This window comes from Halomonas sp. DP8Y7-1 (genome assembly GCF_019801685.1).
GTDB lineage: Bacteria > Pseudomonadota > Gammaproteobacteria > Pseudomonadales > Halomonadaceae > Halomonas > Halomonas litopenaei_A.
This window is the reverse complement of the sequence record NZ_JAHVIN010000010.1, coordinates 1-20,304: the sequence shown is the minus strand read 5'-3', so window position 1 is coordinate 20,304 and position 20,304 is coordinate 1. Positions and strand designations below refer to the sequence as shown.

Below are 20,304 nucleotides of genomic sequence, written 5' to 3'. Positions count from 1 at the left end.
TTTGGCTTGGCCTGCTTCGGGGAGCAAGGTCAGGGGGCTGCTATGCCGCGACCAGTCTCCGCCAGCCTCGGCCAATCTGCATCAACCCGCCTCAACCAGCGAGTCCCCCCGCCCTACTGCAAAGTACATCAAGCCAGCCTGGCGCACGATCTCTGGGTCGTAAAGGTTGCGGCCATCGATCAATACGGGCATTGCCAGCTGTTCCTTCAACCAGCTGAAGTCGACGGAGCGAAACTCCTTCCACTCGGTGCAGATCACCAGGGCGTCGGCGCCTTTCACCGCCTGGATACGATCCCCCGCCAACATCAGGTCTTCACGCTCGCCGTAGATACGGCGGGCTTCACGCATGGCCTCAGGATCATACGCCTGGACCTTGGCACCGGCTTGCCAAAGGGCCTCCATCAGGGTGCGGCTAGGCGCATCACGCATATCGTCGGTATTGGGCTTGAAGGAAAGCCCCCACACGGCGATGGTGCGCCCCTTCAGATCACCATCAAAGGCATTAGCCAGCTTGGAAAATAGCGTCTGCTTCTGGCGGTTATTAACCGCCTCGACAGCGCCAAGCAGCTCTGCCTGGTAGCTGACCTCACGGGCGGTACGCTCCAGCGCCTGTACATCCTTGGGGAAGCAGGAACCACCGTAACCACAGCCGGGGTAGATAAAGTGATAGCCAATGCGCGGATCGCTGCCGATACCGCGGCGCACCTGCTCCACGTCCGCTCCCAGGCGCTCTGCCAGGTTGGCGATCTCGTTCATAAAGCTGATCTTGGTGGCCAACATGGCATTGGCGGCGTACTTGGTCAGCTCCGCCGCGCGCACGTCCATAAACATCAGCTTTTCCTGCAGGCGGATATACGGGGAGTAGCATTCCCGCATCAGCTGCTTGACCTTGTCGGAATCCGTACCCACCACGATACGCGCCCCGTGGGAGAAATCCTCGACGGCAGCGCCTTCCTTCAGAAACTCGGGGTTGGAACACACGTCCACGTTTAACGCCATGCCGCGGGCGTCGAGCTGGGACTGCACCATGGCCTTGACCTTGTCGGCGGTACCGACCGGTACGGTGGACTTGTCCACCACCACCTTGTCATCCTGCATATGCTCGCCGATGGTCTTGGCCACCGCCAGCACATACTGAAGATCCGCACTGCCGTCTTCATCCGGCGGCGTGCCGACTGCGATAAACTGCAGGGTGCCGTGGTCCACTGCCTTCTTGGCATCTGTCGTAAAGACCAGTCGCCCCGCCGCCACGTTGGCCTTGACCATCGGCTCGAGACCCGGCTCGAAAATGGGAATCTCACCACCTTCCAAGCGAGCGATCTTGTTTGCGTCGACGTCCATGCACACGACATCGTGACCAACGTCTGCCAGGCAGGTCCCTGTGACCAGTCCCACGTAACCGGTGCCAAAAATGGTGATCTTCATTCCTTGCTACTCACTCACTGCTTGGTTGATCGGCCAAGGATATCAACCTCGGCATAGATTTGGCACAGCAAAAGCCAGGCCTACATCAATGGGGAGACATCTCTAGCCGCGTCGTCACCGAAACGGGCACGGCACCAGCAACAGGGCTGAGCGCCACACCAGGCGCCCGCCGCGAAGCCTCTGAAGATAGAAACTCCCGAAGCGTGTGCGCAATAAGAGAGGGACCGCATCGCGCACCCCACAGCGCAGGTATTTCTGCCGTCTTTCCCTACACGCGATAGAAGTCGCGATACCACTCAACGAAGTGACGTACGCCCTCTTCTACCTGCACCTGGGGCTTATAGCCCGTGGCCTGATAGAGGGCATCGGTATCCGCCCAGGTGCGAGGCACGTCGCCAGGCTGCATGTCCTTGTATTCACAGATGGCCTGCTTGCCCGTCGCCTTCTCGATGGCGCGCACAAAGTCCATCAGGGATACCGGGCTGCCGTGACCGATGTTGTACAGGGCGTAGGGCGCAGACGCGGTGTCCGTGGTGACCTCGGTGCTGCCTCTTGGCGTCGGCACCACCTCCAGCACGCGGACAATTCCCTCGACGATATCGTCAATATAGGTAAAGTCACGGGACATCTGGCCGTGGTTGTAGACCTCCATGGCTTCGCCGTTCAACACTGCCCGCGTGAACTTGAACAGGGCCATGTCGGGACGCCCCCAGGGGCCGTAAACGGTAAAGAACCGCAGCCCAGTGGTCGGCAGGTCATACAGGTGGGAATAGGTGTGGGACATCAGCTCGTTGGCCTTCTTGGTGGCCGCATACAGGCTGATGGGGTGGTCCACATCATCGTCAGTCGCAAAGGGGACCTTGTCGTTGGCGCCGTACACCGAGCTGGACGAGGCATAGACCAGATGCTCTACCCGGCTGTGACGGCATCCTTCTAGGATATTGAGGTGCCCTACCAGGTTGGCATCGACATAGGCGTGGGGGTTGTCGATCGAATACCGCACCCCAGGTTGGGCAGCCAAATGGATGACGCGATCGAAACCTTCGCGTTCGAACAGCGTCGCGATGCCAGCGCGGTCAGCCAAGTCCAATGGGAGAAAGGCAACGTCAGTGCATGAAGCCAGATCATCCAACCTCGCCTGCTTCAGGGCAACGTCGTAATAATCGTTGAGGTTGTCGATACCGACAATACTATGACCAGCGCCACTAAGCCGCTTCGCCACGGCATGACCTATGAAGCCCGCCATACCGGTAATCAAGAGTTTCATCGCAGAGTCCTTGCCAAGTGCGGCGCCATTGTAACCCGGTAACGGGGTACGAGGTCAGCCATCTGTCGAGCACTTTCCGCAAAAGGCATATGGCGATCATGACATGCTCATCTAACGACCATCGCGACAGTGGCTATGATAAAATTCGCGTCGACATCATCACGCGAGACCCACCCGTTGCAGGAGCCAACCGTGAAATCACAGCGCATCGCCTTTGTCATTGAAGACCTTTATGGGGGCGGTGCCCAGAAGTCCCTGCTGTACACGGCGGACCAGCTGCGCCAGCGCGGCCACGCGGTAAAGGTCTTCACACTGCGCGACAAGGTGGAACATCGCCTGCCGCCGGGCCTCGATATCGAAAACCTGGCAGTGGTCACGCGCTTTACCAAGGCGACCTCCACCACGCTGACCGAGAAATGGCAGGCACGCAAGATAGGCAAGGCCCTGGACGCCTGGCAACCGGAAGTCGTGATTTCCTGCTCCTGCGACAAGATCACGCGACACCTGGACCTGGACAACCTGTACTTCTGGATCAAGTCCGATGTCAGCGCCAAGTTCAGCCAGCCAGAGGCACGGGAGAAGGCCTTCGACAAAGTGAGACGCTTCTACGGCAGTCGCAAGGTCATCGCGGTGTCCCAGGGGGTTAAGGAAAACCTGGAGAACGTCGTCGGCCTGAAGGCCGAGACCATTATCCCCATCTACAACCCCTACGAGCGCGAGCCGTTTGTCGAGATGGCGGCGGAGACGCTGACCCTACCGGCAGGCATCCGCCAAGGGGAATACCTGCTGTCCGTGGCGGCCATTGAGCCCCGCAAACGCCAGGACAGACTGCTGCGGGCCTACCGCAAGGCACGTGATGAACACGGGCTCACCATGCCGTTGGTGCTGCTAGGCAAGGGCAAGCCGGAGAATGAGGCGGCGGTGAAGGCGCTGATTGACGAGTTATCCCTTGGTGAACACGTTCACTTGCTCGGGTATACCGCCAACCCCTACCCCTTTATTCGCCACGCCCTGGCGATGGTGCTGACCTCTGACGCCGAAGGGCTGCCAAGGGTGTTGATTGAAGCGCTGCTGTTGCACACACCTGTGATCAGCGTTGACTGCCCCAGCGGCCCGAAGGAGATTCTGACCCAGGAGCTCAGCGATTTTCTGATCGACCGCGATGATGAAGATGGGCTGGCCAGTGCCATGGCTCGCATGGCCTCGACTCCCGTCACTATCGAGCCCCGTCACTACCAGCAGTTCCTGAAGGAGAACGTGCTGCCGAAGTTCGAATCCCTGCACGTCAGCAAGCAGGCGTAACACCATGCAGCTGCTGGATATTCCCTTTAACGATCGGCGCCGCCGCTACCTGATGTTTCATACACAGGGGCTGCCCGAGCGCCTGGCACTGTCCCAGACAACCACGACGGAAGCGTTTGAGGCAGTGGGCTCCAGTCGCTTCTTCGTCTCTGAGGACGGCAGGATTCTGGCCAAGGTGGTAGCGGACAAGTTCTCGAAGAAGCTCGAGCCCTTCAAATGGTTGACCCGCGACTACCTCGAGAAACGCTGGCTGGCCCAGTCAGACGCGCGAAAGGAATACTTGAGCATGCGTATTCTGGACAACGCCGGGCTGAGCACACCCCGCTGCCATGGATGGGGCGTCAGCCTGAACCCAGGCAATCGCAACGCTTCGCTGCTATTGATGGAACGAGTGGAAGGAGCGGTATCTGGCGGCGATGCATTCGAGGCCTTTACACCGGGACAGCGAGCTGACTTTCTGGATCGGTTCAGCCGGGAGGTGGCTCAACTGGCAGAAGCCGGCTATGTGCACCGCGACCTGCACTTCAACAACCTGCTTATTGCCCCCTCCGGAGCGCTGGTGTGGGTAGATGCCCATGTCCGCCGACTGCCACGACAAACACAGCGCAAATGGCGCGCCATCGCGTCGTCATTCACCGCGGGCAAGCTACGTGGAGAAGACAACCGGGCTGAAGTTACCAGCCGCGTGGCGGATCACTTAAAGATCTTCGGGAGCGACCAAAGCCACGACAGCGCGTAGCGCTTGAGCCAGCGACTTGACGGATGAACGTCCCCCTGCCGCCAAGCACTCCGAAACACCCGGCGAAACCGCGAGTAGTGTCCCGTTCGATACAGTGCGTTCATGTAGGTAGAAACACCCCGCTGAACCAACCCCTCTAGCAATGGCGGGGGCACCCTCTCAACGACCTCTGGATTGGTTCTCACCGCGTCAATGAAAAGATAGCCTTGTCGCGCGATACGCTCGTGGTGATTTCTCGCCCTGACATCACCTTCGTCATGCATGCGAGAGCATGGCGCGCCACAGTATTTGGCATCCATTCTGCAAAGTGCGCGGATAAAAAACTCGATGTCCTGCTTCTGACGCAGGTCCTCCCGGAAACCACCAAGTTGACGGAATAGCGCGCGCCTCATCATGAAGGCGTTCGTATGCAGCCATCCACGATCCTGCATATAATCCTCGAGAGTAATGCCCTGTCCCTCGGTGAGGTCAGCCGGTAATATCACTTCCGTCTTGCCTGCCACGATATTGCCGCCGAAGACGATGCCATCAAAGGTGGGAGCCTTCATGTAGACATCCACGCGGTTTTGTACGGCGCCAGGCAACAGCTCATCATCGGAATCGAGGAAACAGACAAATTCTCCCTCTGCTACCTCGACCCCAGCATTACGCGCAGCTCCTTGTCCGACATTTTCATGCAAAGGCAACAGCGTAAGGCGAGAGTCTCCCAAAGCAAGTGCCCGCACCACATCCCGAGTGTCATCGGACGATGCATCATCAACAACGATGCATTCCAGAGAGGGGTACGGTTGCGCCAACACCGAACGTACAGCCCTAACCACCGCGCTGCTGCGGTTGTAGGTGGGGATCACGACGCTCACCAATGGGACTTTCTGATTCATATTGCTGCTATCACCAAGAAATAGAATCCAACGAACAGGATCGGCGAAAATGACGACGCCAATTAGCGCGAACCACGTTGAGGGGCCTCAACCCATCATTGAAACATTCAGCTATCGATAAAGGCAGCTGCCACTCTCTCCGGCATAAAGTCCTGGAGCCAAGCGTCGCGGATGGCCGGCTTCGGGCTCGCCAATGCCTGGTTGATCCCCTCCGCCAGTGACGAAGCATCTCTCTCTACCAGGCAAGTCTCAAGCTCCCCCTTGAGAATCTGCCGCACACCGCCAGGGCAATCCACTGACAGCACAGGCGTTCCACAGGCCAGTGCCTCAAAAAGCACAATACCCATACCTTCAAAGCGAGAGCTCAACACGAAAAGTCTGGCCTGATGCATCCACGGGTAGGGATTCTGCTGATTACCGGCAAAGAAGACCCGCTCAGCAATACCCAGCTCTTCCGCCAAGCGTTCCAGCGCTTCCCGCTCCTGCCCATCGCCCACCAGCACCAGCGGCATCTGGGTTTCTGATAAGGCATAAGCGCGCAGCAGCAAGTCATGGCCCTTGGCGGGTACCAGCCTGGCCACATTCAGCAGGTAGGGCTGTTCAGGTATCTGCGGGTTGTCCTCATGCATTGACCGGCGAATGGCACGAATGGGGCAAGGATTCGGGATCACCGTCAAGGAGCGAGGTCGAAACTTCCACAGCGCTTGCGCTTCACGCAGGCTGTCGGCCACCCCCTCAGACACCGCAACGAGGTCCCGGCGGTGATACAGACAGCGTGCAAACAGCATTCTGCGCCGGCTCGTCCCCTTCAGGTGAAAGATGTTCTCCAACACGTAGCGAGCCCGCTTGTCGCTGAAGCTCCACACCAGTTCGAAAGTCCCGATGCCCCGAAACACGATGCGATCCACCTTGCCGTACTGCTTCTCGAAACGCTTCAGCCAGTGGCGAAACACAACACCACCCATTATCCCATTGCCCAGGAACAGCGCCCTGCCCAGCAACGGATTGAGAATCAAGCGAGCGATCACCTCAAGACCATAGCCAATCAGCGTCAGGCGGTTCCGCTGCTGCAGTGGCAAATGGTGCACGGTGACACCTTCGTGCTCCGGAGCCAGGGGCCGTTTCACTTTGCGAAAACTGACCAGATGGCTTTCATGGCCAGCCTCATGGAAGGCGTCTGCCAGGTTGACGGCCACCCGCTCCATACCGCCCATCTTGAGCGATCTCACTACCACCAGCGTTCTCATGAAAGGCGCCTTGTCCACCTGCCAACGAAAAGAGGCTAATGAGAACACAGATCACTATGCGTGATCGAGCCTTGCTGCCGATCACTCACGGCTCGCGGTACTGCCAGCATCCGCTACACCACCGCCCTCGACACAACGGCAACTCGCTATATGTGAATTTGCTGAAACACGCGAAGGCCTCATTCCACCGAGACGCGCCCCCCTGCAGGCTTGCTAGACTTTGCCGTAGGAACACTTTGTGGCGAGGGCCAAGCAAGACGTCTGTGCTGGCCAGCCGCATAGGTTCTGACACAAGGAAAGCCCTACCAGGCTAGGCGGTGAACGATGGCAGATAAAAAGCGCGTTCTACTGGTGCTGCGACGCATGGGCATCGGCGGTATCGAACAGGCCACCAAGACCCTGGCGACCGCGCTGGAGAGCACAGGACACGAGGCGCACCTGCTGGTGCTGAAAGGGGCCAGCGCCCTCCCCTCGGATGCCCCCTTTCAGACACACCACCATGACGTGGATAGAGCCAGCCGCAAGGGGTTGGGTCGACTGTGTCACCTGGCCGACAAGCTGCTGCTGACCCCGCTCATCAAGCAGTCTGGCTTTATCTGGCGGGGCAAGCGCTGCTCGCTGGAATTCAAGCGCTACATCAGTGAACTGGAGAACACATATGGACACTTTGACCTGATACTAATACGGGGTCAGGGCGCCTTCGAGAACCTATGGGCCTATGATGATGAGCGCACCTGGCGAGTGGTAGAAGCTGTCACCGGACGCTTCCCCGCCAATGCTAAGGGTCGCTGGCTGGCGCGAGCGCTCTACCAGGATAAGAAGCTGCTGTTTGTCTCTCGCGGGGTCGAGAAGGAAGTAGGACAATACCTGGAGCGCCAGGGCGTCACACCGTTGCGTGCCGAGATTCTTTACAACGCGGTCCCCATACCCGCGATCAGGCGAATGGCCAACGACGATAAGGATATGCACCTGCATCAACCCTATCTGCTGCACGTCGCACGCCTGGTGCCGGTGAAGAACCAACAGCGCCTGATTGCAGCCTTTCACCTGGCCGTGAACCAGGGCCTTGAGCACGACCTCGTCATCATTGGTGACGGCTCCGAACGCCGACAACTGGAAGCACAGGTGATGGCACTGGGACTCGCCGCCAAGGTGCATTTCCTTGGCCAGAAGGACAACCCCTACCCGTGGATGAAGGACGCGACCGCCCTTGTGCTGAGTTCTAACTTTGAAGGCCTAGGCATCGTACTGATAGAAGCCCTGGCACTGGGCACCCAATGCGTCGCCTGCGATGTGCCTGGCGGTATTGGCGAGGTACTGACCGGACCTCAGGCACGCTTGCTTGCCGCGCCAACCGTGGAGGCGCTGGCCAGCAAGATGCGCGAAGCGGTAACGGATCCGGTGTCAATCGACGGTTCGATGGTAAAAGCGTTTGAAGCCCCAAGGATCATCAGCGATCTTGTAGCATTGGCCCCTGAGACAACGGATGTGCTCTATGCCCCATCAACGTGACCACCAGCTCCCCCTGACACCTGACTGGGAATATACGGCCACAATCGAAAGCGACGGGCACCTGACTGTAGACAGCACAGGACGACAGGCTCAACAGGAATTACCGAGCATCAGCAGCACCACGTGGATGTTGGACGTCAGCTATCGCGCGAGTTCCCGCTGGAAACTCCCCTTGGTAACAACCCAGCAGGCCGGTGCCCCCCTGTTCACACAGTATCTGGAGTCGAACGAGGCAGGCAGACGCCTTATCAACCTCACCGGCATAAGCAGCCTGGAGGACATACGCCTTGATCTCTCGCACCTGCGCTTGGACACCCAAGCAAGGCTGCTAGGGTTCAAGCAGCCTGATCTTGATAGTGGTCCGATCCTTATCATCGCGCCCCACCCCGATGACGCGGAGCTTGCCGCCTTCGGCCTTTACGCTCAGCACCCCGACAATACCTGGATCGTGACCCTTACCCCCGGGGAGCGGCTCAAGAAGCTCGACAAGCAGTACTGGCCCAACATGGATGACAGCCAAGAGGAAGCATCGCGACGCAAGGGTTTCATCCGGGCCTGGAACAGCGCTACAACGCCTCTTTTGGCAGGCGTCCCGGCTCAACAGCTAGTGATGCTTGGCTACTTCAATGACACGTTGGCTGCACTTTATTCAGACCCCGACGTGCCACAGCCTTCACACAGCGCGAGAGATGTCACACCGGACACGTTTCGCCAATGGAATCACTTGGCACTACCGAACGATGGCCAGGCAACCAACACTGGGCGCTGCCTGCAGCAGGACCTAATCGCCCTGCTTGACCTGATAAAACCCACCACCGTTATCACACCGCACCCTGAGCTGGACCCTCACACAGACCACATAGCCGCTACCGAACACCTTCTTGCCGCTATGCGAGAAAGCGAGCACTCGCCAGAGACGATGTTGCTGTATGCCAACCACCTAAAGAGCACCCGAGGGTTCCCAAGAGGCCCGGCTCACGCCGCTGCCGGCGTATGGCCCACCCAGATGGCAACATCCAGACTTGGCGAATGGCGGCTAATGAGCACACGGCTAGACCTGGAAACCCAGAAACAAAAAGCCCTGGCATTGCACTCCATGCATGATCTTGGAGGCAAGCCAGGGCTTGAAAGGCGCTGGAAACGGCAGCTAATGCGATGGTTAAGCGGCGTCCCCCCCCATCAGTGGAAAGAATACGGCGGTCACGACTACTTTCAAACTCACGTTAAGGCCCATGAGGTCTTCTGTTCGATCCAACTGAAGTGGTGACCGTCGCAGTATCCATACCAACTCACGCGACGGCTGGCTTAGGCTGAAACTAGCTTACGCGGCAGCTTGCTTGCGGCCAAACGTAAAGACCGAGCTGCCGGTTTCAAGCTGCCAGCGCCAGATAAAGGTGACGACCACACCCATCACCACATTCTGAATGTACGAGCCTGTCCAGAAAAAACTATAAGACTCAAACAGACTCACAATAAAGTAGTAAACAAAAAATGCCCAACCAAAAACGAAAACTTCTGTTGGCATCACTCCTGCTTTCCAGGACTTGTAGCTACCAAGTCCCGTCCACACCACAAGCACACTGATGACAGATAGGCCTAGCAGACCATAGCTAACAAGAAAGTCCAGCAAGGTGTTGTGCAAATGGCCGTACTCTTCCTTGATATGTGTAGGAAGCCAGTCGGTATGGTCAATCACTAGGCCACGGCCTTCTCCCCCCCAACCCAGTATGGGCCTCTCAGCAAACCACTCCAATCCGGCCCGCCACGTGTGCAGGCGAGTTCCAATACTGCTATATGGCACATCATCCCAGTTGCCCAGCATAGCACTCATGATTACGGAGTTTTCAGTCGCAAGGCGCGTTTGAAGTATGTCATTAAACGTTATTACCGCGATAATGAACAAGGTGGCAATACAGAATGCCACAACAACACCTTGGCGACGGACACTACGAGAGAAACTACCTTTTAAAACAACCACAGAAAAAAAACAAGCAGCCAAGCAAGTGACGACTACAATAGCCAACCATACAGCACGCGTTTGAGTAACTACTACACCAAGCAAGCATATGGCAAAGGCAAAGACCCAAGCCGTTCCGGTTAACCAAGCTGGCCGTCCACTAGAAAAGCACCGTCTGACAAAGCAGAGTAATCCGATTAACGCCACACCAAAAAACATTGCGGCATGCTGGGCATTTCTAATATCTAGATCAATCCTCTGACCTTGCAACCCCTTTACCCACTGTTCAAGCGAACCCTCAAAGAAAAAACATGTAGCAAGAAATCCTAATAAAGCCAGAGACAACGTAAGACTAACGTTAAAAACACTGCCACCGAGCCAGAACGCCACACCCACGAATAAAAACCACTTCCCAAGACGATCAATTTCTGGATTATCTGGCAACCACTCAGGATGACTATTATAACCAGACACCCAGCTGAAAACTTGGGCCAGAACTACACCTAGAAGGCACCAAAAAACAGTACTCCCACGTAGGGATTGACTACGACAAAGAATGACAAATAACGCGGATAGAGCACACAACGTACCTGAGACTTGTCCAACGTCTGATAAGAAAACCCTAAAACTTGAATATCCTAAGGCTGAGGAAGTACCAAGGAAAATAGACCAAGTGGGAAGTGATGCGCCCAGCGGCCCATTAACACCATACAACTTCATAACAGTAATCCCGATGCGCTACAACGAGTGAGAAAACTAACTTCGATAGCCATTAGGATTCCTAGACTGCCAACGCCAAGTATCTACCATCATGTCGTTCAATGACTTTGTCGCCATCCAGCCTAACTCTTTTTTTGCTATGCTAGGATCGGCCCAACACTCAGCTATATCCCCCTCTCTTCGATCTACGATGGTATACGAAATATCCCGACCAGACGCACGCTGGAAGGCTTCAACTACATCTAATACGGATGACCCGTGCCCTGTTCCCAAATTCCATACATGGGCACCTTTCGCACTTGTGAGTTTCCTCATCGCCGCAAGATGTCCAGCAACGAGATCTTCTACATGGATATAGTCTCTGACGCCAGTACCATCTTTAGTCTGATAATCACCACCGAAAATCAATAACTGTGGTCGTCTTCCTACAGCAACCTGCGCCACGTAAGGAACAAGATTATTCGGCTCACCCATCGGATCCTCTCCAATGAGCCCGCTCTCATGAGCACCCACGGGGTTAAAATATCTTAGAAGCGCGATGGACCATTTCGGATCAGATTTCGCCACATCGCACAAAATGTCTTCAACGATAAGCTTGGATCTGCCATAGGGATTAGTCGGTGTGCCCGTAGGACAGTCCTCACTGATCGGCATATTCACAGCATCTCCATAGACCGTAGCTGAAGAGCTAAACACCAAGTTTCGAACGCCTGCTCGCTTCATTGCCTTACAGAGGGACAATGTGCCAGCCACGTTATTCTCGTAATATTTCAGAGGGGCGTTTACACTCTCTCCTACTGCTTTCAGACCAGCGAAGTGTAGTACTTCACTTATGTCGTTTTCCATAAATATTTTTTGAAGAAGATATTCATCACGAATATCGCCTTCTACAACAGAGCACTCTCGCCCCGCGATAGAGCAAACCCGGCGCAAAGCCTCTGGAGAAGAATTACAAAAGTTATCTACAACTACAACTTCGTATGCTTCTTTCAAAAGAGACAACACCATGTGGGAACCAATATAACCTGCTCCGCCTGTAACTAACACAGCCATTCACCACCTCCAAAATCTTACTTAGCACCAAACCCGGTCAGTATCGTCTTAATTGTCTTAAAGACAATCAGTATATCAATCCAGAGTGAAAAATGCTTGATGTAGTAAAAATCATGCTGAATTTTTATTCGCGTATCATCTGCATCACTGGCATAACCTTGAACAACTTGAGCCCAACCTGTAATACCAGGTTTTACAACATGCCGATATGTGTAAAAAGGGATTTCAGTCTCAAATTGCTCAACAAACGCACGCTGTTCAGGGCGTGGACCGATCAGGCTCATGTCCCCTTTAATAACATTAAAGAACTGAGGCAGTTCATCAAGACGTGTCTTCCTTATAAAATTACCGATTCGAGTTATTCGTGAATCCGAAGTTTGAGCTAGCTTTGCTCCATCTTTCTCGGAATCAACTCGCATACTACGAAACTTATATATATTGTAAGTCTTGTTTCCTTGCCCTACCCGCTCTTGGATGAAAAGAGCAGGGCCAGGGCTGTCCAGCTTAACGGCAATCGCAGTCAGGGCCATCAAAGGCACCGTCAGCGGCGCTGCAAGCAATACAGCAAAAATATCAAAACAACGCTTACAAAAACTATAAAGCCGCGAAGGCAGCAGCGACCCTATCTCGTTTTCGGCAAGATGCTCAATTTGAACTCGACCAGTCATTGATTCGGATATCTGCTTAACGTGGTAGACTGGAATATAATTAAGTGTGCATTGGGCAAGAAATTTCTCCCATTCTGGGGAAAGATCATCTGACCTCAAGTCAGCTACTACGCCATCATAACGTACGTTATCAAGGTCAGGCTTCTCTAAGCACCTAAGCTCGCTTCCCGCGGCTGATAATAAATCAACCGCTGTGCCAACTGGTACCACCGCTAACTTAAGACGACGGTAACGAATACCTAAAAAATATCCAGAAAAACACCAAAGCAATGTAAGTATATAACCAGTGAAGAGAACCTGACGTGAATATGCCTCCCTACTAAAAAACAACACTGCTATCATCAGAAGAAAAGCACTGGTTACAGTAGGAACTATGTATGCAGCAATTTGCACGCCAGGATATCGAAGCAACCTTCTTTGCGTAACTACAACAAATATGAATGACAGCGAAATAGCTAAAAAACTATTAATTCTTACCTCATCTAGTGCCGACCAAAACCCCCACCCCCAACGCTCCACGGCGGGAAGCAACGCGACCATAGCGATGCCCACAATAAGTTGAAAAGGAAGTGTTAGTAAAATCATCTCATACCAACGCGAATGTCGACGCTCGTAACTTCGCTTCACCTATCACCTCTATATATCATTAGAATACTACGAAAAAGTTGTTAAATTTTAAAAACTAGTCACTAGTCACATCTCATCAAAACCTAAAAAGCCATAAAACAAAACACAGGAACACCAAAAACTTAGTTCACTTCATGTTGTAAAAAGAAAAAATATAAAGCACATATAAAACTCAGAATATAATGAAATCTCAAATCGGATTTTTAATATTTCTGTTATGTACGATACCAGAAAGGCAATGCTCAAATGCTCAAATGCTCATAAAAACTATAAATAAGAGTCCGGAAATTCTACCTATTGGGCCGAGCTCTCTTAACTAAAGCTGATGTTGCGTAATGAAAAAAGTAATAGCAACTAACCAAAAACCCCAGTTTCTCAACTTCTCTGTATAGCTTCCACTGATATCGGGCGGCTTGTAACTTATTGCCAGAAACTGAATCACGTCTTACAGTGTACTCAGCTAGCACTTCTGAGATGCCAAGACCTTCAGGTATATCCCTCAGAATATCTAACCATAGTCCCAAATCCTGGCGCTTCAATATACTAGGCATCTTTCTTAGTCCCACTTTTTGGTAATCATACATGACAGTTAAGCAGCCGATAGAACAACCTTTAAGCAAATCGTTATATGTCAAACTCTCTGGTGCGACTACCTTGCCCAGGTTTTTGTTATTGTCACTTACCCTTAAATATGATGTATACGTAAAGGCACATCCGGTTCTTTCAATAAAATTAACTTGTCTACTGAGTTTATCAGCATACCACACATCGTCGCTATCTAAAAAAGCGATATAGTTCCCAGAAGCTTTGCTGAGAGCGTAATTTCTAGCTACAGCAGGACCACAATTTTCATCTAGTCCATAAACAACTATTCTTGAGTCCGAACGACCTAACTCTAAAGCAACATTTAAAGAATTATCCGTAGAACAGTCGTCAACTATGATCAATTCCCAATTATCGTAACTTTGGTCGATCACTGACTGTACTGTTTTTCTAAGGCGATGTTCACAATTATATAACGGGGTTATAATACTGACTAGTTTCATTTTCTTACCAGAATACTTTAATATGTTATGGGCGACTTAGTATCAAATAGTCAGAAAATCTTACAAGATATTAATTCCAACCACTGCAATCTATCTATCCGAAAAATCACATTGATTCGCGAAACGAGAATAAGTAGACCTAAGATAGGTCGTATAATTTACGTGTCATAACATAGTGGTACGATGTGGCCTTCTTTCCAATTAAACAGATTATGGTTCAGCCTTCAAGAGGAGTACATTAGCGATAAACCCACCGGCAAATGCATGACTGCGAACTTGAAGTGCTCCCCCCGCTCTCGAGCTGCACAAGCTATAGTGCAGGCATCTAGAAAATGACATGAGCAATAAACCTACTGCCATACGCTGGACGGCAACGAACAGAGCCGTAGTTGTCATCGACGTCTTCAAAGCAAAGGCCTCCTTTGCTGAAGTGGGTCGCCAACACGACCCCAACATCTCTGCGATTGAGGGTTGGATGGATTGGGCTAACTAAAATTTATGCGCTAAAAATTTTTCGTCGCCTGCTCGATGAAGACGAGAAATCGTAACTGCGCTAAAGGCGAAAACGGCTCAGCAGGGCCATCTACTGTCACTCGTCTAACTCCGGCAGTCGCTGGCCCTACCCGGCGAACATTGTATAACCGCCCCAGGCCACGCCGACGCGGCATCAATACCGATCCGGCGTCACGGCGCCTTCCCCAGCGGTTCACTATCCATGGCTATCGTCGCCAAGCGTGAATTATAGGAAAGCACTCCAAGTCTACATAAACTGTCTACAAGTGGGTAACAGACTTCAAGACTTACGCCCTAGCGCGAAGTGCCTGCCTGCCGTCGCTTCGAAGTCCAAAGAGTACTGGACAACTGACCTCACCAACAAGGACGGTTATGAACGGCGAGTTAACTTGTGCCAAGCATTAGCAATAGGACACTTGCGACACTTGGCTGGAGGATATCAAAAAATGGCAGCGGCAAGACTGTGGGGCGTCACTGGAGGAAGCAGTGATCTACTCACTCGGGGTACGCTGACGCACTGTAATGACCCCCTGGTTTCTGCACACCCTACGCCGCTAATGACGGGTGTGCTCGGGGTGCCACATAGCCTAGAGACTGATGTGGCCGCTCTTCGTTGTACTATCGGATCCAGCGGCTGATTACCGCTCGGGCCTGGCCCAGCGACTCGAACCGGTGCTGCCAGATGCATTCTTCCTTCAGGGACCGGAAGAAGCGCTCAACGAGGCCGTTTTGCTCCGGGGTGTAGGGCGTCGTGAACTCTTGTGTGAGCCCGTAGGCCTTCACTGTCGCCGTATAGTGCCGACTGCTGAAAACGAGGCCGTTGTCAGAGCGTAGGGCCAGCGGTTGATGAATCCGACCCAGTGCGCCGAATCGGTGTACCAGAGCCTCTTCCAGCGCTGCTTCAGCCGTCTTGCTGCTGCCGTTGTCCGACAATCGCCAACCAAGAATCTCTCGGGTGCAACAGTCGATGATCACCGCCAGGCTGGCCCGCCGATCCTTACCGCACCACACATGGGTGAGGTCGGAGGCCCAACGCTCATCAGGCCGAGAGGCGACGGACGGCAGGCTCTGGGCACGCGGCAGGAAGCCTTGTGGCCGCTTGCGTACCTGCCAGCCTTTGAGCTGCAAGATGCGCTGGATCGGCTTGCGATTCTCCCCCAGGACGCACGCCAGACGGCGATAGCCGTAGGTGGGGAACTGCTCCAGCGCAAGCTTCACTCTCTTGGTTAGCTCAGTATTGATCGTGCGTCGCCGCGGCCTCGGACGGTAATACAACGTCCGCCGGGGAAGCCCCAACCACTGACAGAGTTTGACGAGCGACACCACGTGGCCCTGCTGGACCATTTCCGCCTGCAGCGACCTTACGAGTTCTCGTCCTCGTCGAGCAGGCGGCGAAACTTTTTTAGCGCATAGATCTGCAGGTGGGCCTCACCCAGCGCCTCTTTGGTCTCCCGCAGTTCAGATTCGTACTGCTCTCTGACGTCCTTCGGGCGAGCCCTGAACCCGTTTTCCATACTGCGCTGGGCCTCATCGACCCAGCCCTCGATCTCGGAGACGGTGAGATCGTATTGGCGGGCCACCTCAGCTGCTGTGGTCTTGCCCTTGAAGATGTCCATGACCACGGAGGCCTTGCGCTTCGCGGTCCATCGCTTGATGGGGTTGTCGTCAGTCATTCTGTCCTCCTGATGGCTGCACTATAGCCTGTGCAGCTCGGGAGGGGGTCACTTCAGCACTCAGCAGCCCCTCCTACAATATCAGACCTATCTGCAGCATTCGCCACTATGCGGAACAGGTACAATATATGGGCTGGCTCAAGTGATCACAACGTCTTATACACTATAGACGAATTGGCTAAAGGAGCACTTTTTTTGGCCTTTACAGGGAAGATGCATCTGACTCCATCGCTTTAAATCGCTGGGTCAAGTCAGGGTTGTGATCGATCGCTGGATCGCAGCTTTCTAAAAGCCGGCCACACAAGTCCCTCGATTGTTTTGTACATCCAGCTGTCTCACCATTAACCGCCAATTCTGTAAAAATACAAAAACATATCGCTGCAAATAGCTCTAGCCGAGAGAAAACAAAGTGTCACTTCTCATTAAAGCTTGTGCATATAGTAGACAGTGCTATAAACTCGCTTTGTCGAACCGTCGAAGTATGAAAGTAGGTGTTCTGGATGAGATCAAGATCGAATTTGATCATAAATATCAAATAACTTCTTCTCTTCTTCCGCCCAATTATACTTTTTCAAAACAGCCTGTTTTCCGTTGTTTCCCATCACACTAGCTTCTTCAGGATGATTAATTAAATATTCGATGGCTCGTGCAATCTCTGACGGATCAAGAGGATCAACACATACACCACATCTATTCTCCTCAACAATACTCTTCCAAAGTGGAAAATTTGAACAGACAACTGGTAACCCAGCCGCCATATACTCAAACATTTTAACTGGAAGCGCATCCAAGTAGTTTATTGTAGGGTGTAGTGTTACCAGGCCAGCAACAGATTCATTTAATACACGTCGTACAGCATCTCGATCTAACCAGCCTCTCTCGACTACTTTTTTCCACCCAGCATGGTTTTTAACTGTTGATTCGAACACAAAATCTGGAAACTCACCACCAATTACTAAAGTTGTATCGCTACTTACGAGATCTATAGCTTTAACTATTTCATGAATTCCTCGTATCTCCGAAAGAGCACCTACATAACATACTTGTTTTTCCTTTACGTTATGACTGTCACTTGTCAAAAAAAGTTCATCTACTATAGGAAAATTATTTACATCAACAGAAATAACATCCAAAGAAGAGAACTTGTCTCGTATATATGGCGTGGCTGCGACGACACAGTCTAATTTGCGTGAAGCCCACATCTCATACTTCGCAAAAAGCTTAGGCAACAACCACCGATAAACTGAATTTAGATAGGGTTTACCTGTTAGTTGCTTTGGTACATCTTCATGAGAATCAAAAATAACCTTTTTTCCATTTTTTTTAAGCTTCAGCCCGACTGGAATCAGCTCAGGATCATGTAAATGATAAATCTCCGCATCTAAAGATAATCCTTTTCGATACATTTTTTTGGAGGCTCGAAGTATTCTGTCTAGCCTCCCGGTGCTGCTACCAATGTCATAAATTGATACTCCATCCCGTATTTCATCTCCTAAACCGTCAGCCACAATGAGAGCGACACTGTGGCCACGCTTCGTGAGGGAGCGGCACTCCTTTAGAAAGATACGTGTATCGTATCTCTTGTGAACTGTTGTCAGGTGAACTACTTTAGCCATTACTGAACTTCCTGGGTGTGTTATTTACGCGCTTATGAGTTTGCACTTCAACTTTGCCAATCACTTAATTACTAATACTTGTAGGCAAAGTTTTCCTGAAAAAAAATAATACTAGAATTAGAGCTCAGTAAGTATGTTGACCTTTTTTTCTAGTTGTAGCGACTGATAGTGCACACGAAAAAAAAGCAAACATAAAAGCGAAACCTCCGACAATAGATGAACTAACACAACTAATCAGAATAAAAGATACAATCACGCACACCGAGTCAAAAAACCTTTCTAAATTAATAAATGAAAGAAAGAAACCCAACAATATTATTAGACCCGGCCAGCCTAACCAATATCCAACCTCAAATACGAATGAATGAGGATTAGTGGCGAAAAGGCCTATCGAGTGTTCTGAGCTATCAAAAAACTGTGAATAGTCTTGATACCGGACACTTCCAAAGCCTAACTCTTCAAACACGCTAAAAAAGTTCAAATAAGAATGCAGCCTAAGTGAAATTGAATTGTCATTACTAACTCCACCACTAGCGACAGAAGCTATACTGTTTATCCTGTCAACTATGCGATCAAGGGGTAAGTATTTCCCATAAACTTCATTTGCGCAGTAATAGAAGACAACAGCCAAGAGAATGAAAGCAAACGTGGCAAAGATTAGCTTGCAGAAAGAACGACGTGCTTCGAAATAAAGATACACCAGTAAGAAAGCTATAAATGATACCCGGGACATCGTTGCTAAAATTAACAGGAAGGAGAGGAAAACTGAAATACCATAAAATCTTTCACTTCTCTCTCTATTAAGCATAAAGAAAAGCGCTATCATAACACATACTGAAGCTAAATCATTGGAATTTACGAAGCTACCGCTCAGCATATTGCTGTATTGATAGTTAGCCGACTCACTAAACTCGGATAGGGTATAAAATCCAAACCCAGTTACCTTCATCGACACCTGACCAAGTACTAAAAATATTTGGAAACATAGAAAACAAAGGAAAAATACATTTAAATATCCAATATTTCCTTTAGATATCAACCGGTAGGATGAGAAGAACATCAACACCCAAGATATAAAAAACCAAAACTCAACATTCAGTATCCCATATATCCCACTTTCAATAAATATATATATAAGTGCAAATATAGAAACCAAACAAGTTGTCAAGAATGGTAAGAGAAGCCCTTGTTTTATTCTTAAGCCCGTGAACATCAACGCGAAAGCATAACAAAATGTTATAATTACTAAAAATGCAGATTTAGCAATCAGCGCGTAGGGGAAGACAAAAGAAATAATATAGAATGAGAAAAACCCAATCGGATATAGCTTGTCAAGACAAGTTAAATCAATTTGAAAGCGTATAGTATGTGGCACTTTATAATCCAGCCTGATTGGATCTTGTGGTTTACTGCACTTGTGAGCTAAATTGGCTACAGCCAACCTAACGAGTAAGCGACCTAAAACATTCGCAACAAATCATAACATTGAGCATTGGCATATTAGTCGTATCAAATACGTACAAATTAGCTCTGAAAATACTTTTCCTATACTTGTTGGGCGGTACGCAGTTTAACAAAATCTTAGCAGGAGCATTACAGCATTATGACTGGTGATAGATCTTCCAGCTTTTTAGCAGAAGAACACAAGCCCTTCTACTATCCGAACATCTAAACGACTAATGCCCAATGTGTCCGGCAGAGTATAGTTCTTCACTTTTGGCGAGCCTAACCCACTTGTAATGCCGTCCTACCTGGTTTCCACACACACTAGGCCGCTTAACGACGCGTGCGCACGGGGTGACACATAGCCTAGAAACTGATTACCACTTAAGCCTAGCCCAGCGACTTAAATCGTTGCACCCAGATACATTCTTTCCTTCTAATGGCTGCGGTGTAACCTATGCAGCTCAGGACGGCGGCACTACAATAGCTCAAGTGCCCCCCTCCCGAGCTGCACAGGCTATAGTGCAGCCATCAGGAGGACAGAATGACTGACGACAACCCCATCAAGCGATGGACCGCGAAGCGCAAGGCCTCCGTGGTCATGGACATCTTCAA

At 51.5% G+C, this 20,304-nt stretch carries 16 protein-coding genes; 4 read left to right on the top strand and 12 right to left on the bottom strand.

What is annotated here, in order from left to right; genetic code table 11:
- Window positions 1-81 precede the first annotated feature (81 nt).
- Together KUV41_RS13205 and KUV41_RS13200 are read right to left on the bottom strand one after the other, a co-directional pair.
- Complete coding sequence (locus tag KUV41_RS13205; RefSeq protein ID WP_222486490.1) at window positions 82-1,425, bottom strand: UDP-glucose dehydrogenase family protein; 1,344 nt, start codon at window positions 1,423-1,425, stop codon at window positions 82-84.
- 268 nt (window positions 1,426-1,693) lie between these two features.
- Window positions 1,694-2,692 carry an NAD-dependent epimerase gene (locus tag KUV41_RS13200; protein WP_222486489.1) on the bottom strand — a complete coding sequence of 333 codons (999 nt, stop codon included), beginning with the start codon at window positions 2,690-2,692 and terminating at the stop codon, window positions 1,694-1,696.
- A gap of 192 nt (window positions 2,693-2,884) precedes the next feature.
- Here KUV41_RS13200 and KUV41_RS19655 point away from each other — a divergent pair, with 192 nt between their 5' ends.
- Both KUV41_RS19655 and KUV41_RS13190 read left to right on the top strand, forming a co-directional pair.
- Window positions 2,885-3,994, top strand: a complete 1,110-nt coding sequence (locus KUV41_RS19655; protein ID WP_222486488.1) for a glycosyltransferase — start codon at window positions 2,885-2,887, stop codon at window positions 3,992-3,994.
- 4 nt (window positions 3,995-3,998) lie between these two features.
- The gene (locus tag KUV41_RS13190) at window positions 3,999-4,733 is read left to right on the top strand and encodes a lipopolysaccharide kinase InaA family protein (protein ID WP_222486487.1); all 735 of its coding nucleotides are present in this window, start codon (window positions 3,999-4,001) and stop codon (window positions 4,731-4,733) included.
- On the opposite strand, the gene KUV41_RS13185 is transcribed toward KUV41_RS13190, so the two are convergent.
- Window positions 4,688-5,593: a glycosyltransferase family 2 protein gene (locus tag KUV41_RS13185; RefSeq protein ID WP_222486486.1), complete on the bottom strand. Its 906-nt coding sequence runs from the start codon at window positions 5,591-5,593 to the stop codon at window positions 4,688-4,690. The two genes, KUV41_RS13190 and KUV41_RS13185, sit on opposite strands and share 46 nt — an antisense overlap.
- A 128-nt stretch (window positions 5,594-5,721) precedes the next feature.
- The gene (locus KUV41_RS13180) at window positions 5,722-6,861 is read right to left on the bottom strand and encodes a glycosyltransferase (RefSeq protein ID WP_222486485.1); all 1,140 of its coding nucleotides are present in this window, start codon (window positions 6,859-6,861) and stop codon (window positions 5,722-5,724) included.
- A 324-nt stretch (window positions 6,862-7,185) separates the two neighbouring features.
- On the opposite strand from KUV41_RS13180, the gene KUV41_RS13175 reads away from it, so the two are divergent.
- Together KUV41_RS13175 and KUV41_RS13170 are read left to right on the top strand one after the other, a co-directional pair.
- Window positions 7,186-8,373, top strand: coding sequence for a glycosyltransferase (locus KUV41_RS13175; protein ID WP_222486484.1), 1,188 nt, complete (start codon window positions 7,186-7,188; stop codon window positions 8,371-8,373).
- Between the two features lie 172 nt (window positions 8,374-8,545).
- Window positions 8,546-9,640 (top strand): PIG-L deacetylase family protein, encoded by a 1,095-nt coding sequence (locus KUV41_RS13170; RefSeq protein WP_222486483.1) that lies wholly within the window; start codon window positions 8,546-8,548, stop codon window positions 9,638-9,640.
- A gap of 54 nt (window positions 9,641-9,694) precedes the next feature.
- Here the strand turns inward: KUV41_RS13170 and KUV41_RS13165 are convergent, their stop codons facing one another.
- From KUV41_RS13165 to KUV41_RS19650, 8 genes are all read right to left on the bottom strand, one after another.
- Window positions 9,695-11,050 carry an O-antigen ligase family protein gene (locus tag KUV41_RS13165; RefSeq protein WP_222486482.1) on the bottom strand — a complete coding sequence of 452 codons (1,356 nt, stop codon included), beginning with the start codon at window positions 11,048-11,050 and terminating at the stop codon, window positions 9,695-9,697.
- Between the two features lie 36 nt (window positions 11,051-11,086).
- The gene (gene galE / locus KUV41_RS13160; protein WP_222486481.1) at window positions 11,087-12,103 is read right to left on the bottom strand and encodes a UDP-glucose 4-epimerase GalE; all 1,017 of its coding nucleotides are present in this window, start codon (window positions 12,101-12,103) and stop codon (window positions 11,087-11,089) included.
- Window positions 12,104-12,120: 17 nt separating this feature from the next.
- Window positions 12,121-13,398, bottom strand: coding sequence for a sugar transferase (locus tag KUV41_RS13155; RefSeq protein ID WP_315900586.1), 1,278 nt, complete (start codon window positions 13,396-13,398; stop codon window positions 12,121-12,123).
- A 290-nt stretch (window positions 13,399-13,688) separates the two neighbouring features.
- Window positions 13,689-14,444, bottom strand: coding sequence for a glycosyltransferase family 2 protein (locus KUV41_RS13150; protein ID WP_222486480.1), 756 nt, complete (start codon window positions 14,442-14,444; stop codon window positions 13,689-13,691).
- A 1,131-nt stretch (window positions 14,445-15,575) separates the two neighbouring features.
- Complete coding sequence (locus tag KUV41_RS13145) at window positions 15,576-16,313, bottom strand: IS3 family transposase (protein ID WP_261396052.1); 738 nt, start codon at window positions 16,311-16,313, stop codon at window positions 15,576-15,578.
- Between the two features lie 5 nt (window positions 16,314-16,318).
- Complete coding sequence (locus KUV41_RS13140; protein WP_206944879.1) at window positions 16,319-16,630, bottom strand: DUF1153 domain-containing protein; 312 nt, start codon at window positions 16,628-16,630, stop codon at window positions 16,319-16,321.
- A 506-nt stretch (window positions 16,631-17,136) separates the two neighbouring features.
- The gene (locus KUV41_RS13135; RefSeq protein WP_222486478.1) at window positions 17,137-18,246 is read right to left on the bottom strand and encodes a glycosyltransferase family 4 protein; all 1,110 of its coding nucleotides are present in this window, start codon (window positions 18,244-18,246) and stop codon (window positions 17,137-17,139) included.
- Between the two features lie 124 nt (window positions 18,247-18,370).
- Complete coding sequence (locus KUV41_RS19650) at window positions 18,371-19,621, bottom strand: O-antigen ligase family protein (RefSeq protein WP_222486477.1); 1,251 nt, start codon at window positions 19,619-19,621, stop codon at window positions 18,371-18,373.
- Window positions 19,622-20,304: the final 683 nt, after the last annotated feature.

Excerpts from the sequence above, each read along its gene's own strand:
- KUV41_RS13205 (WP_222486490.1), bottom strand. The coding sequence starts at position 1,425 with ATGAAGATCACCATTTTTGGCACCGGTTACGTGGGACTGGTCACAGGG.
- KUV41_RS13200 (WP_222486489.1), bottom strand. The coding sequence starts at position 2,692 with ATGAAACTCTTGATTACCGGTATGGCGGGCTTCATAGGTCATGCCGTG.
- KUV41_RS13190 (WP_222486487.1), top strand. The coding sequence starts at position 3,999 with ATGCAGCTGCTGGATATTCCCTTTAACGATCGGCGCCGCCGCTACCTG.
- KUV41_RS13180 (WP_222486485.1), bottom strand. The coding sequence starts at position 6,861 with ATGAGAACGCTGGTGGTAGTGAGATCGCTCAAGATGGGCGGTATGGAG.
- KUV41_RS13175 (WP_222486484.1), top strand. The coding sequence starts at position 7,186 with ATGGCAGATAAAAAGCGCGTTCTACTGGTGCTGCGACGCATGGGCATC.
- KUV41_RS13165 (WP_222486482.1), bottom strand. The coding sequence starts at position 11,050 with ATGAAGTTGTATGGTGTTAATGGGCCGCTGGGCGCATCACTTCCCACT.
- galE (WP_222486481.1), bottom strand. The coding sequence starts at position 12,103 with ATGGCTGTGTTAGTTACAGGCGGAGCAGGTTATATTGGTTCCCACATG.
- KUV41_RS13150 (WP_222486480.1), bottom strand. The coding sequence starts at position 14,444 with ATGAAACTAGTCAGTATTATAACCCCGTTATATAATTGTGAACATCGC.
- KUV41_RS13140 (WP_206944879.1), bottom strand. The coding sequence starts at position 16,630 with ATGACTGACGACAACCCCATCAAGCGATGGACCGCGAAGCGCAAGGCC.
- KUV41_RS13135 (WP_222486478.1), bottom strand. The coding sequence starts at position 18,246 with ATGGCTAAAGTAGTTCACCTGACAACAGTTCACAAGAGATACGATACA.